Origin of the sequence: Pseudomonas sp. URMO17WK12:I11 (assembly GCF_007677725.1) — a bacterium.
Classification (GTDB): Bacteria; Pseudomonadota; Gammaproteobacteria; order Pseudomonadales; family Pseudomonadaceae; genus Aquipseudomonas.
The window spans coordinates 460,099-474,106 of the sequence record NZ_VEDF01000004.1 but is presented as its reverse complement, the minus strand read 5'-3'; the positions used below and the strand labels follow the sequence as shown (position 1 = coordinate 474,106).

The window sequence follows — 14,008 nt, the reverse complement described above, 5'->3', positions numbered from 1 at the left end:
AGGGGAGTACATGGCCAATATCGGATTCATTCCTTGGCGGCATCATGTACTTCCAAAACGTCGTTTGTTGAGCGCGCGCGCTGGAATCGATACTGCCGGCACCTACTGGCCGACATGCGCTTCAACTTTCAGCCGTCGCAGGCAGCGGGATCATGCGGCGGCCGACCCACTCGAGGGTTCTCCATGGCTTCGCTACACAATAAGAAACAGCGGTCCTTGCAGCACGGCTTGACCTCGCGTCAGGTTTCGATGATTTCCATCGCCGGCATCATCGGCGCCGGGTTGTTCATTGGCTCGTCCAATGCCATTGCCACAGCAGGCCCAGCCATCTTGCTGTCCTACGCCCTGACTGGCCTGCTGGTGCTGCTGGTGATGCGCATGCTGGGCGAGATGGCCATCGCCAACCCCAGCAGCGGCTCGTTTTCCACCTATGCCAGCGAGGCCATCGGCCCTTGGGCAGGGTTTACCATCGGCTGGCTATACTGGTGGTTCTGGGTGCTGATCATTCCGGTCGAGGCCATCGCCGGTGCCGATATCCTGCACGCCTATTTCCCGCAGGTGCCGTCGTGGCTGTTCGCCTTCGTCATCATGCTGGTGCTGTCGGCAAGCAACCTGGTCAGTGTGAAGAATTTTGGAGCATTCGAGTACTGGTTCGCCTTGGTCAAGGTGATCGCCATCGTCGCCTTCATCGGTGTGTGCAGCCTCGCGGTGTCCGGCTTCTGGCCCTTGGCGCCGGTGTCAGGCATCAGCCGCCTGTGGGACAGCGGTGGTTTCATGCCCAACGGTTGGGGCACCGTACTGGGCGGCGTGCTGATCACCATCTTCTCGTTCTTCGGTGCCGAGATCGTCACCATCGCGGCCGATGAAACGGCCAACCCCAAGGACAAGATTCGCCGGGCGACCAACCTGGTGGTGTACCGCATTGCCATCTTCTACCTGGCGTCGATCTTCCTGGTGGTGTCGTTGGTGGCCTGGAACGATCCGGGGCTCAAGGCGGTCGGTTCGTTCCAGCGCACGCTGGAGGTGCTGAACGTGCCCGGCGCCAAGTTGCTGGTCGACCTGGTGGTGCTGGTGGCGGTGACCAGCTGCATGAACTCAGGGTTGTACACCGCCTCGCGCATGCTTTATTCACTGGGTGCCCGCGGACAGGCGCTGCGCATGACCAAGCGCATCTCTGGTGCCGGCGTGCCCACTGTGGCGGTCCTGTGTTCGACCTTGGCAGGCTTTGTCGGATGCTTCGTCAACTACGTGCTGCCTGGCAAGGTGTTCGGCTTCTTACTCTCGACCACCGGTGCCATCGCCCTGCTGGTCTACCTGGTGATTGCGGTCTCGCAATTGCGCATGCGCGCCCGTGCCGAGCGCGAGGGGCGCTCGTTGGAATTGAAGATGTGGCTGTTCCCGTGGCTGACCTGGTTGGTGATCGGCACCATCGTCATGGTCCTGGGCTACATGCTGTTCAGCGATGCCTACCGCTACGAAACCCTGATGACCGCTGGTGTGACCGTGTTCATTCTGCTGGTTGCACTGACTCATAAGCGCGGCAGGGCGGTGGCCCAGCCCGCTTGAGCCAACTGCTCGAACGGGGGCGTCCTGCGCCCCTGTTCCAACAGCAAGCGTGCCTATCCACTCAGAAAACCTGGTTCAGCAGCCAGTACAGGCCTGCTGCCAACAGCATCGCTGCCGGTAGGGTGAGCACCCAGGCCAGCAGCAGGTTGATCAGCGTACGTTTCTGGATGCCCGAGCCGTTGGCGATCATGGTCCCCGCCACCCCGGAACTCAATACATGCGTCGTCGACACCGGTAGCCCGAACATATCCGCCGCACCAATGGTGCACATCGCGACCATTTCCGCCGAAGCCCCCTGGGCATAGCTCAGGTGGGTCTTGCCGATCTTCTCGCCCACGGTCACCACGATGCGTTTCCAGCCGACCAGGGTGCCAAGGCCCAAGGCCAGGGCAACCGCCACCTTGACCCACAGTGGGATATAGCGAGTGGCAGCGTCCAGGTGCGTCTTGAACTGCAATAGCTGGTGGCGCGTGTCGGAATCCAGCGTCTGTTGCGGATGCCTGTCGATCAGGCGGATGGCTTCGCTGGTCAGGTACATGTCGGTGCGCACGTTGGCCATGGCTTCGGCCGGTACCCGTTGCAGCGAGCCGTAGCTTTTGACCTGCTCGGCAATCGCACCGGTCAGGGCCGTCAGGGCGGGCAGCGGCAGAGGGCCGGCCGTGGGCGCGGCGATGAACTCGCTGAGCACCTGGCGCGGGTCGGCTGGCGCGGGTTCCGGCGCCAACTGGGCCAGCGCTTGGCGGGTTTGTTCAGCCACCGTGCAGAACTGCGCGGCCTGCTCGTGCGGCACCGTCTTGTTCAGTGCATAAGCCATGGGCAATGTGCCTATCAAGATGAGCATGATCAGCCCCATGCCTTTTTGCCCGTCGTTGGAACCGTGGGCGAACGACACGCCGGTGCAGGTCAGAATCAACAGCCCGCGGATCCACCACGGCGGCGGCATGCGCCCTTGCGGTGCTTGATACAGCGCCTGGTGCTTGAGCAAACTGCGCAATGCCAGCAACAGCAGGGCCGCGCAGACGAACCCGATCAGCGGCGAAAACAGCAGGGCGTAGCCGACCTTGCCGGCCTGCGTCCAGTCCACGCCACTGGCGCCATCGCGCCCGTGCATCCAGGCGTTGGCGATGCCCACCCCGATGATCGAGCCGATCAAGGTGTGCGAGGATGACGCCGGCAGCCCCAGCCACCAGGTGCCGAGGTTCCAGATGATGGCGGCCAGCAGCAGGGCGAAGACCATGGCGAAGCCGGCGGACGACCCCACCTGCAGCAGCAGTTCCACCGGCAGCAGGGCGACGATGCCGAACGCCACCGCGCCGCTGGAAAGCAAAACACCGAGAAAATTGCACAGTCCTGACCAGACCACCGCTACCGAGGCGGGCAACGCGTGGGTGTAGATCACCGTGGCGACGGCATTGGCCGTGTCGTGAAAGCCGTTGACGAACTCGAACCCGAGCGCGATCAACAGCGCCAGGCCCAGCAGCAGGAACGGCGTGACCGTGGTGATCACCGTGCCGCTGGCGCTGACGTCCTGCTTCAGGCTCCAGGCCGTGTAGGCAATGCCGGCCAGCAGCACGGTGAAGAACAGCAACAGGCTGCGCCGCCCTGGCGAGCGGGAGAGGTCCGGGCGTGGGTCGCCATGGGCCAGCGACGGGATTGCCATGGGGGCTCCGGTGGGCGTCGGCGGGAATGGCCCAAAGGATAGAAAGTTGTGCGCGCAGGCACGTGACCTCGGTCAATGAATTACCTAGGCTGATTGCAAAAGACTCAGGGAGAATATCGATGCCCGTCCAGCTGATCGCCGCCAGCGCTAGCCATCGCACCTTCGCGCGGGACCTGACGCGTCGGGCGATGCTGCCTTACTACCATCAGTTCGATCTGCTCTGGGTGGAGGAGGCCTTCGACCAAGCCTGGGATTGGCGCGAGCAATGGTTGGTCGTCGAAGCTGGACAAACCCTCGGATTCTGCAGCCTCAGCCAGGACCGCCAAGCCTTGTTCATCCGCGAGCTGCACCTGCTGCCGGCCCATCGAGGCCAGGGGGTGGGCAGCCAGGTGCTCGAGACCCTCGCCGACTGGACAGCGCAGCGGCGCTTGCCGCTGTTGCGATTGATGGTGTTTCAGAGCAACCCGGCGCGCCAGCTGTACGAGCGCCACGGCTTCGTCGAGGTCGGGGAGGAGGGCTGCTTCGTCAGGATGCAGCGGGTCATCGCGTGAAGCTTGCCGGCCTCCTCGCCGCGTAACTGGCGTAAGTGGAAGCCGGACAAGCCGCTGCCGCAGTTGGGGTTATTGTTGCCTGACCCGCACCGTCTCGCCTTGGCGCACCGTGGCTTCGAGCAATTGCCCCTGCACCGGCAACAGGTCGCCGATCAGCAGGTTCTGCAGCAATGGCTTGCCCTCGAAGCGGTTGCCGCCGAGCAGCACATCGCGCATGCCTTCGACACGCAGCAGCGCCTTGCCGACCTGGCCAAGGCGGTTGCCGCTGATGATCAGCGGCCCAGCCTGAGGCGTGCTGTTGCGCAGGCTGATGGCGTATTCGGAAGTATTGCCGATACGGTTGTCGAGCAGCGCCAGCGCGCCCACTTCACTGGCATCCAGGGCGCTGCCCTGGCTGCTGCCGAGCAGGTTGCCGTCGATCACCAAAGGCGCCGAAGCGGTGGGCGCCAGGCTGCGCAGCTGGATGCCATTGCCGCGACTGTCGCCGATGCGGTTGCCCGAGAGCAAGACGGCGCCCTGCTGGTCACTGACCTCGATGCCGGCCTTGGTCGCGCCGAGGATCAGGTTAGCCTCGACAGCGGCGCGAGTCTTGCCGCGCAAGCGCACCCCGCTGTTGTTGTCGATGCCGCGCAGTTGGTTGCCGTGCAGGTTGACCTGGCTGTTCTGCACGTCGATGGCGTACTGCTGCGACTGCTCGATCCGGCTGGCGCTGATGCTCGCCTGGCTGTGCTGCAATTCCACCGCGGTGGACATCTCGCTCAACTGGCTATCGCGAATGATCACCGTGGCCGGACGGGTGTTGGCCGCCTGCTGGGTGCTCAGGGCGGTGGTCAGGCCGCGCGACAGGTTGGCGTTGTAGCCCAGACGCTTGAGGGTCGAGCCGATGACTTGCGTATGACTGCCCGCCCACGCCACCACGAACGGCCGCCAGGCGCGGTCGGTACTGCCGGGTTGCTCGCCGGCCATGCTTTCCAGGCGCGACTGGTTCAAGCCCAGCCAGCCCTGGTTGATCAACGCCGTCCCGGAGAAACTCGACAGGTACAGCGCAGTGCCCTCTAGCACCAGGCCAGCATCGCTGCCGATCATCAGCGGGTAGCTGAGCAGGTAGCCATCCTTGTAGCGTTTGAGGATCCGTGGGTCATTCAACGCATCGTGCAATTGCGCCAGGGTCATGCTGCCGCCGCGCAGCATCACCACTTGCGGGTGATGCGACTGGTAGCCGGCGATGGCGCGGAACAGCCCGTTGTTGACGAACGGCTCGAACGGCCAGCTGCCGGCCTGGGCCGAGAACATCGGTTGCAGGCTGACGCTGGCGCGGCCGGTCGGGCGTTGCCGTTCGCCTTGCTCGAAGGCCACGGCCTGGCGCACCTGCTGACGCAGGTGATCGACCTGAAGCTGGCGCTGTTCGCGCGGCAGGGTGTCGACGCTCGGTTGCGCGGTGAGGCTCTGGGTGGCAGCTTGGGCGGCGCCCACCAGGCACAGCGCAGCCAGGCAGGTAAGGGAATAGCGGGCGAGGGCGGCCATCGGTCAGCTCCTTGATCCGGGCAATGGGGGGTAGAAGGCTTTGATCGGACCGCCGAGCTGGCTGTAATTGTCCACCTCGCCGTCTTCGCTGTCGTACAGCTTGCGCGCCAAGGCGTGGCCCGGATTGCGCTGCAGGAACGGGATCAGCCAAGCCATCTTGTAGGGGGCCACGTCGGCCTGAGACTGGCCTTTGAGTTCGGGTAGCTCATCTGGGTCGAGCACGGTGCGCGCGGCGAAGTTGGCAAGCAGGTCCAAGGTGCGCTGGTCGCTGTCGCTCCAGGGCAGGCCGTTGGCCCGCGCCGACTCCGACAGCAACACCAGTGGCACCAGGGCATACTGGCTGTAGTTGGCGGCCAGCTTGCTACGCGCCACCTCCAGTGGCAGGTAGGCATAGCTGCCGTCGCCGGTCTTGACCGCCTGGGCAAGGCCGCGGCGCAGATTACCATCGGCCCACTGGATGAAATCATCGCGTCCGATCAGCATGCCGGTGGCCGCGACGGCCCAGGCCGCCCAGTAATCGTGGTTGTTGAAGTACACACCGCTGGCCGTGCGGCGCGGATCGTACTCGCCGATCACCCGCTCGCCCAGTTGGCCGAACCAGCGGCGCTGCGCATCGCTGAGCTGCAACTTGCCGTCGCTGGCCGACTGGGTCGCCAGCACTGCGCCGGCCATCGCTGCCAGCGCCCACTTGCGCGCCGCCATACCGGTGCCGCTGGCGTCGGGGTTGAGCAGTGCGCCGGCCTCGGCCCACTGCTGCAACCACTGGTCCTGGCAGGCCAACGCCATGTTGGCATCCTGCGGTTTCTTGGCGTTCTGGAAGCGCTTGCTGGCATAGATCAGCCCGCCGACGAATTGCTTGACCTGCTTGCCGATGCGTTCGCTGTCGGCGTCCGGGCTGCTGCGCAGCGTCGATTTGCTGGCGTCGCGCTGGTCGTATTTGCTTTGCAGGCGCAGGCTGCCGGTGTAGGGCGCGGGAGGTTGCTTGGTGCAGGCCAAGGTCCGGTAGTCGGCGACCATGGCCGACTGCGCCGTGTGATGAGCAGGCCAGATCGATTGGGCGGCCTGGGCCTGCGGGAGTGCCAGCGCCATGGCAAACGCCAGTGCAGCTGTCGCCGGGCAACGCAATCCCAGGCGTGGCGATACGGTGTCTACAGGCACAGGCGTGTCTCCACAGCGGTCGCCGCGGTCCCAGGCTTGGTTGGTTCCATGAACACCGAAAGCAGGTTGGCGCCAGCGAACTCCGGTGCCTTGCTCAGCTCAAGGTAATACTGGCCACCGGTGACCGCCGCCTCACGGCGGAACCACACCTTGTCGCGCGCGCCATTGTCGTAATAGACGATGATGTAGAAATCCTTGACGTTCTTGTCGCTCAGGCGAATGTCCAGAAAGCCCTTGGACAGCGCCTGACGGCCACTGCCGGCATTGCTCAGCAGTTCGATGCGCTCGCCGACCTTCAACGCCGAGTGCTGCAGCTTGTTGCCGAGCACTTCGCGGCTGGCCGCGCAGCCCCCTTGCACCGCCGGTACCAGCTGGCGATACATCAACGGCGAGTCGAGCCGGTAGTTGGCCGGCAGCTCCCAGACGATCAGCTTGGGCGGCGCCTTGGGCTTGTAGTCGCTGGACAGCAGGTATTCGAGCAGCGAGCCATCTTCGCCAACGCCTGGCAGCGCGTAGTTGAGCACGTCGACGTCCAGGTATTGCTTGAGGTAGCCGTCGAAGTTGAACTGCTTGCTCTCATCTTCTCGGGCCGCCGCGTTACTGTCGCCGACCAGGATCACTTCCGGGTCCGGTGCTTCGTCGAACAGCGCATCGGCGCCGGCAGCCACCGGCACGGTCTGGAAGCCGCGCACGTACTGGAAGCCATAGTTGTTGCCGCAGATGCTGCTCAGCGCCAGGTTGAGCGTGCCGTCCTTGGGCACCATCACCCCAGGCTCGGTGCGGTACTGCTTCTTGGTCAGCTCGGCGTAGAACGGCTGGCGGCGAATCTCCTCTGCCATCAGTTTGGCGGTGGCGTTGGCGCCAGCCGGGGTCCAGTGGTGATCACGGCGGAAGAAGTACTCGCCCTGAGGCGGTTGCTGCACCAGCTGCATCATCGGCGCGACCACCGCGCCGCCCTGGCGCAGTTGGCCCAGGAAGGCGTTGAGGTTGCTGCTGGCCCGCGCATAGTCGAAGCCGTGCAGCTGGTCGGCGAACAGCTTGTCGCGGTGCATCAGGCCGCGGGTCGGCTGGATCGCCATGGCGACATGGATCCCCTGGCGCTCGAACGCTTGCATGAGGCGGGCGAACTCCGGGCGCATCGGCGCCGGGATACCGAACTCGTTGGTCAGGTCGACCGCCGAGCGGAACAGCCAGCGGTCCTTGCCAGGGACGATCTCGCGCATCAGCTTCATGCGCCCTTCGGCATAGCGCTGCGGGTCGCTCAGCGCCGGGCAGAGCATGCATTGCAGGTTCTCACAGCCCGGCTTGCTCGCCTGGGCCGCTGGCGCCGGCTGCGCTGCCTGGCCGGGCAGGCTGAGCACCGCCAACGCGGCGCTCAGGGCAAAAGGTACAAGGGTCTTCATGGGCCATTATCCTTGCGCGGCGATCATCAATCGGTCGGGTCGATGCTGTTGGCCAGGGTCATGCTGCGGTTGCCCGGCAGCAGCACGTAGCTGTACGAGCGGCCTTTCTTGAGGAACTGCTCGTCGAAGCTGGCGACTTTGGTGTCCTGCTGGTAGGCGGCGAAGTCGATCTTGATTTCGTTGACCATACGCGTACCGGTCTCACCGCTGCCCAGCGCCTCGACCACGTCGTGCTTGCCATCGGCAGTCTTCAATGCGGCCTGCTTGGGGGTCAGGTTGTAGAAGGCGATCTGCGCCTTCTTCGGCTCGTTGACGTACTTGTCGCTGATCAGCTTGAGCTGCTTGCCGTCGTAGACCACGGTGCTGGCCGCGTTGGCCTTCAATTGCGGCTCGATCGACTTGCCGCCGATGGCGATCTTGTGGGGGCCGGCCGGGGTGAAGCGGTAGCCGCTGAGCTGGCCGGCGGCAACGCGCTGCGGGTTGACCTTGCCGCTGAGGGTGACGTCGATGTTGCTGTCGGAGAGGTTGAGCACGCGCACGAACGCCGAGTCGGCCGGTGCCACGGCATCGTACAGATCGGCGTTACCTTCGGCGGCGAGGGCGGTGTGGCCGAGGGCGGCCAGGGCGACGGCGGTGAACAGTTGGGTGAGTTTCATCAGGCTCTCCTTGAAGGTCAGAAATGCTGGGGCGTAGCGCTACGGCTCAGGGAGCCGGGGCGGTGGGCGAGCAAGGTACGTAGTGGGAACTCCCAGACCACGGTGTCGATCTGGGGGCTGGCCAACTGGTCGCTGGCCAGGAATTGGTTCATCGCCTCGAAAGGACCACGGGCCTCGACAGCGATGCTCAGCAGGTCGCGGTTCAGCGCCTCCTTGAGGAAGCCGACGAAGTTCCAGTCATCGATCTTGCTGTAGCTGGTGCCGACCAGCAGCAGGCTCTGGTCCTGCTCGGCGAACAGGTCGTCGGCGCTTTGCTGGGCTTTGAGGGTTTCGTACAGGGCGATCGGGTTCGGCCCGAACTGCGGCGCCAGGCGCGCGTGGTCGAACTGCAGGTAGTTCATCAGGTCGCCCTTGACCTCCTTCTCGCCGGCCTTGTGCGACACGTAGGTTTGCTCGCCCAGCAGCTGCGGGCGCTGGCGCGCCAACTCGTAGGCCGACAAGCGTGCACCTTCAGGGCTCCAGTGGGTATCGGACTTGAGGAACAGCTGGGGGCCGTTGATGTTGGCCAGAAACGCCTCGCGCAGCGGCACGACATCGAGCTGGCGGCTTTGCAACTGGCTGACGAACTGATCGTACAGGCTGATCACGCGCGGATCGAAGGCGTGTTCGGCGTGGGCTGCATACACATCGAGCTTCATCGGCAGAGGCAGAATCACCAGCTGCTTGCCGTGCTCGGCCAGTTTGGCGCGAACCTTGTCGATCTGCTCGATCTGCGCCTGAACATTGGCCTGCAGGTCGTTGGGCACACGGTATTCCTGGTTGGTGAACAACCAGCCGTCCTTGCCCAGGACCACACCCTTGGTGCCTTCGCCGAACAGGTGGAACTGGGCATCGGCCCACAGCTCGACCGACGGCTCGCGCAGGAAGAAGCGCTTGTCGTAGGCCTGCTCGAACTTGCGCAACAGCTTGCCATCGACGAACAGGTTCCAGGTATCGGTCGAGGTGCGGGCGAAGGTGTAGACCGGAGGGAGCGAGTAGACGAACATCGCCGCCAGCATCACCAGGAACAGAATGCCATTGGCCTTGCTGGCCGTTTTCATCACCGGGTACATGGCATTCTCCTAGAACTGGAAATACAGGAACGGCGAGAACGAGTTGGCCGCCAGGCTGCTCAGCGCCACGATGAACCCAGCCCACAGCAAAAGGCTGTTCAACGCGCCGACATGGCGCATGAAGTAGCCTTCCTTGTTACCGGCGTAGAAACGCAGGTTGTTGATCCCCGCCAGCACCAGCCACGCCAGCGCCACCAGGGCAAAGGCCATGGCCATCTTCGAGGCGCCAAGCACGTACAATTCCAGCGAGCCGAAGCCGTTGAAACCGAACAGCGCCTTGTAGATGTCGATGCTGTGGCGCAGGTCCATGGTGAAGAACAGCGGCATGCTCAGCACGATCAACAGGCCGGTGCGCAGGTGCCGGCCGACGCGGTACGGCGCACCGACCTTGGTCGCCAGGTGGAACTTGCGCTCGATCACCATGCCGATGCCGAAGAACAGCCCCCAGCAGATGAAGGCGAAGCTTGCGCCGTGCCACAGGCCCGACAGCAGCATGGTCCAGATCAGCGCCGGCATCGCACCGGCCACGCGCTTGCGCACCAGCGGCATGTACACGTAGTCGCGCAGGAAATGCGCCAGGGTCATGTGCCAGCGCGCCCAGAACTCGGTGATGCTCTGCGCCACGTAGGGCTGGTTGAAGTTCTCCGGGAAGCGGAAGCCCATCATCAGCGCCAGGCCCAGCGCCATGTGGCTGTAGCCGGCGAAGTCGAAATACAGCTGCAGGGTCGAGATCACCAGGCCGAACCAGGCATCGCTGAACTGCAAAGTGCCCTCGGCCACGAACAGCACATTGATGGGCGCCAGGCGGTCGGCGATCAGCACCTTCATGATGAAGCCGAGCATGAAGCGGCACACGCCCAGGGAGAACAGCTCCATCGAGTGGGTGCGTTCGCGCAGCTGCGGTGCCAGTTGGCTGTAGCGCAGGATCGGGCCAGCTACCAAGTGCGGGAACAGCGCCACGAACGCGGCGAAGTCGATGAAGTTGCGCGTGGGCGTGGCGTCCTTGCGGTAGATGTCGACGATGTAGCTCAGCGCATGGAACACGTAGAACGAAATGCCCAGTGGCAGGAAGATGTTCTCCAGGGTCCAGGTGTTGATGCCCAGCGGCGCCAGCAGCATGGCCATGACCTCGGCGCCGAAGTTGGCGTACTTGAAGTAACCGAGGGTCGACAAGTTACCGGCCACACCAATCCACAGCATGCGCAGGGCCATGCGTTTTTCGCCGGCATCCAGGCGCGCCTTGATGCGCAGGCCGAACCAGTAGTTCCAGTAGGTGATACCGACGAACAGCAGCAGAAAGTCCGGGCGCCACCAGGCATAGAAGATGTAGCTGGCAGCCACGATCACCGTCGAGCGCCACTGCGCCTTGGCCAGAAAATACACGGCCAGGAACAGCGGCAGGTAGAGAAACAGGAATACGTTGGAGGCGAAGATCATGGCATTGCCCTTCCTTAGTAACTGACCACCACGCCGACGCTCAGCTGGTAGTCATCGCCGGTTTCCAATGCGCTGCCGGCATTGAGGTAACTGGCGCTGACCAGCGCGTTGACATCCAGGTGCTTGCCATCGATAGCCACCGGAAACATCTTCCAGTAGTAATTGAGGTCGATCATCTGCCCGACGTTGCGCCCGTTGCCGTTGTTGCCTTGGTTGATGGCGCGGTTGCGCTCGGCGCGTTGATCGCCGTTCAGGCGGATCGGCAGGGTGCCGTCGGCGTCGCGCAGCTGCAGCTGGGTCACGCGCAGATCCAGCGCGGTGCGCGGGGTGGGGCGGGTTTCCACGGCGAAGCCGTAGTAGCTGAGGTTACGCAGGTCGAGGGCGACGAACGAACTGGTCAGGCGCGTGCTGTAGGAGCCGGTGCGGGTGATGCGGTCGGACTGAATCGCGTTGAGGCGGAAACCGTCGTTCTCGTCGCTGGGTTTGTCGGTCAGACCGCCGCGCAGTGCCACGCGCGGAGTCCAGGCCAGCTCGTCGAAGCGCTTGCCGACTTCACCCAGTACCGCCCAGCCTGTGCTGTTGTGGCCGGTGGTGGTGACACCGTTGCCATCGGTGTTGTCCATCTTGCCGTCGAGCGCAGCGAGCTCCAGGTGGTAATCGCTGAGCATCGGGTAGGCGAGGTTGTCGCCCTTGAAGAACAGGCCGTAGCGCAGGCCCTTGAAGTCGTAGCGGTCGCCGGCGTCGTGGCCACTGTGATCATTTTCATGCATCAGGCGCACGCCGACCTGGTTGTTCTGGCTCCAGCGATAGGCGTACTGGCCCATCAGGTAGGTGATGCGTTCTTCGGTGTCGTCCAGACGATTGACGTCGGTGTTGTAGTTGTAGAACTTCTGCCCGACCGCGATGAACGCCTCGGAGAAGGTGTCCTTGTAGTTGAAACGCAGCGATTCCAGGCTGTCATCCCACCAGATGCCATAGTCGTCGTAAAAGCGCTGGCGACCGAAGGACGCCGAGAAGCGTGGATCATCGCCGATCAGGTTGCGCTTGACGTACAGCTCGCGCATTTCCGCGTACCAGCCTTCGGCTTGCTCGCGCTGATTGCTGTTGGAGCTTTCGTTGGTCAGGTTGCTCGACTGGCTGGAGTCATAGTTCAGCCACAGGCGACCGTAGACCATCCACTTGGCCCAGCGCTTTTCCGGCGAATACCAGGCGAACGAAGGCTCGTAGCGCAGGCTGTAGAACGTCTCACGGTCGCTGCCGACCTGCGAGTCTTCCGGGCCGTAGCCGGTCTGCAGGGTCAGCTTGTTGAACATTTCCGAGGTGATGACCGGCTCGCTGCCGTCGAGGGCAGCGACCCGTACCGGTTCGCTGCTGTCCGCTTCGGGGCCGGTGATCTCTTCTGCGGCAAAGGCCGCTGGCAACGGTGCCAGGGCCAGCAGGGCGCCGAACAGGGGGTGGTGCGCTTTCACAGGGTGGCCTCCTTGAAGAGCCCATTGCGAGCGGCCAGGGCGCGCTCGATATCATCCTTCGGCAGGGTTTTTTCCAGGCGCCTGACCAGGCTGCGCGCGCTGCGCTCGCCCAGGTCCAAGGCCACGCGGGCGTAGGTGTAGGCCTTGACCGGGTCATGGCACAGGGCGCGGCCGTAGGCGTGCAAGGTGGCCATGCGGTACCAGGCGGCAGTGTTGCCTTTGTCAGCTTCTGCCTGGAACAGCGCCAGGGCTTTGTCCTGGTCGGGCTGGTCTTCCACACCCTTGCTGTAGTACTCGCCCAGCAACAGGCCGGCACCGGGGTAGCCGCCGGCGCGCAGTTCCTCGATCAAGGCCCGGGCCTTGTCGGGATCCAGGGTCAGCCAGTTGTTGACCATGTAGAACTGCGCCTGCAATGCCTTGGCCCGCACCGGCTCGCGCTGGCGCACCTGGTCGATCATCGCCTGGGTTTCTTCGGCGTTGTGCTCGGTGGGGTTGGAAATCATGTAGTTGGCCTTGGAGACCATGGCCGGCACGAAACCGCGCGCCACCGCCACGTCACGCCAGCGCTGCACGCGCGCGGTGGCCAGATCGAGCGCCTGGTTCTGGGCCTGCTCGCGGGCCACTTGCTCAGGGCTAGGTGGCAGCTTCTCGGCGCCTGGCTGAACGCTGGCTTGCTGCTCGTAGCGGTCGGCGTCGATCTCAGCGCGCTGCACGCTGGTGATGGTGTCGAGCAGCGCACCGATGCGGTGGATGATCTCCACCGGCAACTGTTCGCGTTCGGGCTCGAGCTGGTCGGCGAAGGCGGTGAACAGGCGGTCCTGCTGCTCGCCGAGGAAGGCGTAGTAGCGGTCCAGGGCGCGTACGTCCACGCGCACGGCCTGGCGGTACCAGCGCTCGGCTTCGGCGCGGTCGCCCTGGCGCTCGGCAAGCACGGCGTGGTACAGCTCTGGCCGGCAGTTGAGCAGGCAGGCCTGTTCGTACAGCGCCAGCAGTTGGGCGGCCTCGGCGGTGTCGACCAGCTCAGGATACGTGATGAACACTTCCAGGGTGGTGCTGGTGTTGCGCGGATCGAGGTTCGCCGGATAACGGGTCAAGGCCTGGGCCATCCACGGCTTCTGCGCTTGGCGCAGGCTCGGAGTACGGTCGATCAGTCGTGCCAGCGAGGCCAGCGCCGGGACCAGGCCATGGCCATCGGCAAAAGCCTTGCGGTACAGCGCCACCACTTCAGCGCGGCTGGCATCGTCGCGCCCGGCCAGCACGTCGCCAAGCAGCAGGGTACTGGCCAGGTCGCCACGCGCAGCCAGCTCGCGCAGATCGGTGGTGACCTCGGCCGAAGGATCCTTGTACAGCGCGTAGCGAATCTGTTCCAGGCTCTGCCCGGCGCTGGCCGTGCTGGCGCAAGCCAGCGCCAGGCTGGCCAGCAGCAGGCGGGGGGGCATGTTCACGCTCATGGCTTCAGAGTCCTCGGGCGC

11 protein-coding genes are annotated in these 14,008 nt (G+C 64.3%); 2 read left to right on the top strand and 9 right to left on the bottom strand.

Going from position 1 to position 14,008, the window contains the following annotated elements:
* Nucleotides 1–183: 183 nt before the first annotated feature.
* The gene (locus FS665_RS10910; RefSeq protein ID WP_145187526.1) at nucleotides 184–1,566 is read left to right on the top strand and encodes an amino acid permease; all 1,383 of its coding nucleotides are present in this window, start codon (nucleotides 184–186) and stop codon (nucleotides 1,564–1,566) included.
* 61 nt (nucleotides 1,567–1,627) lie between these two features.
* On the opposite strand, the gene FS665_RS10905 is transcribed toward FS665_RS10910, so the two are convergent.
* Nucleotides 1,628–3,226 carry an inorganic phosphate transporter gene (locus FS665_RS10905; RefSeq protein ID WP_145187523.1) on the bottom strand — a complete coding sequence of 533 codons (1,599 nt, stop codon included), beginning with the start codon at nucleotides 3,224–3,226 and terminating at the stop codon, nucleotides 1,628–1,630.
* Between the two features lie 119 nt (nucleotides 3,227–3,345).
* On the opposite strand from FS665_RS10905, the gene FS665_RS10900 reads away from it, so the two are divergent.
* Entirely contained in the window at nucleotides 3,346–3,777 is a 432-nt protein-coding gene (locus FS665_RS10900) for a GNAT family N-acetyltransferase (protein WP_145187520.1), read from the top strand.
* Nucleotides 3,778–3,846: 69 nt separating this feature from the next.
* On the opposite strand, the gene FS665_RS10895 is transcribed toward FS665_RS10900, so the two are convergent.
* Genes FS665_RS10895 through FS665_RS10860 form a run of 8 tightly spaced genes read right to left on the bottom strand, consistent with a single transcriptional unit; the run spans nucleotide 3,847 to nucleotide 13,975 of the window.
* Nucleotides 3,847–5,301 (bottom strand): right-handed parallel beta-helix repeat-containing protein, encoded by a 1,455-nt coding sequence (locus tag FS665_RS10895; RefSeq protein WP_145187517.1) that lies wholly within the window; start codon nucleotides 5,299–5,301, stop codon nucleotides 3,847–3,849.
* Between the two features lie 3 nt (nucleotides 5,302–5,304).
* Nucleotides 5,305–6,459, bottom strand: a complete 1,155-nt coding sequence (locus FS665_RS10890; protein WP_256675083.1) for a polysaccharide lyase — start codon at nucleotides 6,457–6,459, stop codon at nucleotides 5,305–5,307.
* Complete coding sequence (locus tag FS665_RS10885) at nucleotides 6,450–7,862, bottom strand: alginate biosynthesis protein AlgX (RefSeq protein WP_145187514.1); 1,413 nt, start codon at nucleotides 7,860–7,862, stop codon at nucleotides 6,450–6,452. Before FS665_RS10885 ends, FS665_RS10890 begins: the two co-directional genes overlap by 10 nt.
* A 26-nt stretch (nucleotides 7,863–7,888) precedes the next feature.
* Entirely contained in the window at nucleotides 7,889–8,518 is a 630-nt protein-coding gene (locus FS665_RS10880) for an alginate O-acetyltransferase AlgF (RefSeq protein WP_145187511.1), read from the bottom strand.
* 17 nt (nucleotides 8,519–8,535) lie between these two features.
* Entirely contained in the window at nucleotides 8,536–9,630 is a 1,095-nt protein-coding gene (locus FS665_RS10875; RefSeq protein ID WP_145187508.1) for an alginate O-acetyltransferase, read from the bottom strand.
* Nucleotides 9,631–9,639: 9 nt separating this feature from the next.
* Nucleotides 9,640–11,067 carry an MBOAT family protein gene (locus FS665_RS10870; protein ID WP_145187505.1) on the bottom strand — a complete coding sequence of 476 codons (1,428 nt, stop codon included), beginning with the start codon at nucleotides 11,065–11,067 and terminating at the stop codon, nucleotides 9,640–9,642.
* A gap of 14 nt (nucleotides 11,068–11,081) precedes the next feature.
* Nucleotides 11,082–12,536 (bottom strand): alginate export family protein, encoded by a 1,455-nt coding sequence (locus FS665_RS10865; protein WP_145187502.1) that lies wholly within the window; start codon nucleotides 12,534–12,536, stop codon nucleotides 11,082–11,084.
* The gene (locus tag FS665_RS10860) at nucleotides 12,533–13,975 is read right to left on the bottom strand and encodes a tetratricopeptide repeat protein (protein ID WP_256675081.1); all 1,443 of its coding nucleotides are present in this window, start codon (nucleotides 13,973–13,975) and stop codon (nucleotides 12,533–12,535) included. The genes FS665_RS10865 and FS665_RS10860 overlap by 4 nt, the downstream gene beginning before the upstream one ends.
* Nucleotides 13,976–14,008: the final 33 nt, after the last annotated feature.

Bases quoted from the DNA above. Each gene is read 5' to 3' on its own strand.
- FS665_RS10910 (WP_145187526.1), top strand. From the start codon at position 184: ATGGCTTCGCTACACAATAAGAAACAGCGGTCCTTGCAGCACGGCTTG.
- FS665_RS10905 (WP_145187523.1), bottom strand. From the start codon at position 3,226: ATGGCAATCCCGTCGCTGGCCCATGGCGACCCACGCCCGGACCTCTCC.
- FS665_RS10900 (WP_145187520.1), top strand. From the start codon at position 3,346: ATGCCCGTCCAGCTGATCGCCGCCAGCGCTAGCCATCGCACCTTCGCG.
- FS665_RS10895 (WP_145187517.1), bottom strand. From the start codon at position 5,301: ATGGCCGCCCTCGCCCGCTATTCCCTTACCTGCCTGGCTGCGCTGTGC.
- FS665_RS10885 (WP_145187514.1), bottom strand. From the start codon at position 7,862: ATGAAGACCCTTGTACCTTTTGCCCTGAGCGCCGCGTTGGCGGTGCTC.
- FS665_RS10880 (WP_145187511.1), bottom strand. From the start codon at position 8,518: ATGAAACTCACCCAACTGTTCACCGCCGTCGCCCTGGCCGCCCTCGGC.
- FS665_RS10875 (WP_145187508.1), bottom strand. From the start codon at position 9,630: ATGTACCCGGTGATGAAAACGGCCAGCAAGGCCAATGGCATTCTGTTC.
- FS665_RS10870 (WP_145187505.1), bottom strand. From the start codon at position 11,067: ATGATCTTCGCCTCCAACGTATTCCTGTTTCTCTACCTGCCGCTGTTC.
- FS665_RS10860 (WP_256675081.1), bottom strand. From the start codon at position 13,975: ATGCCCCCCCGCCTGCTGCTGGCCAGCCTGGCGCTGGCTTGCGCCAGC.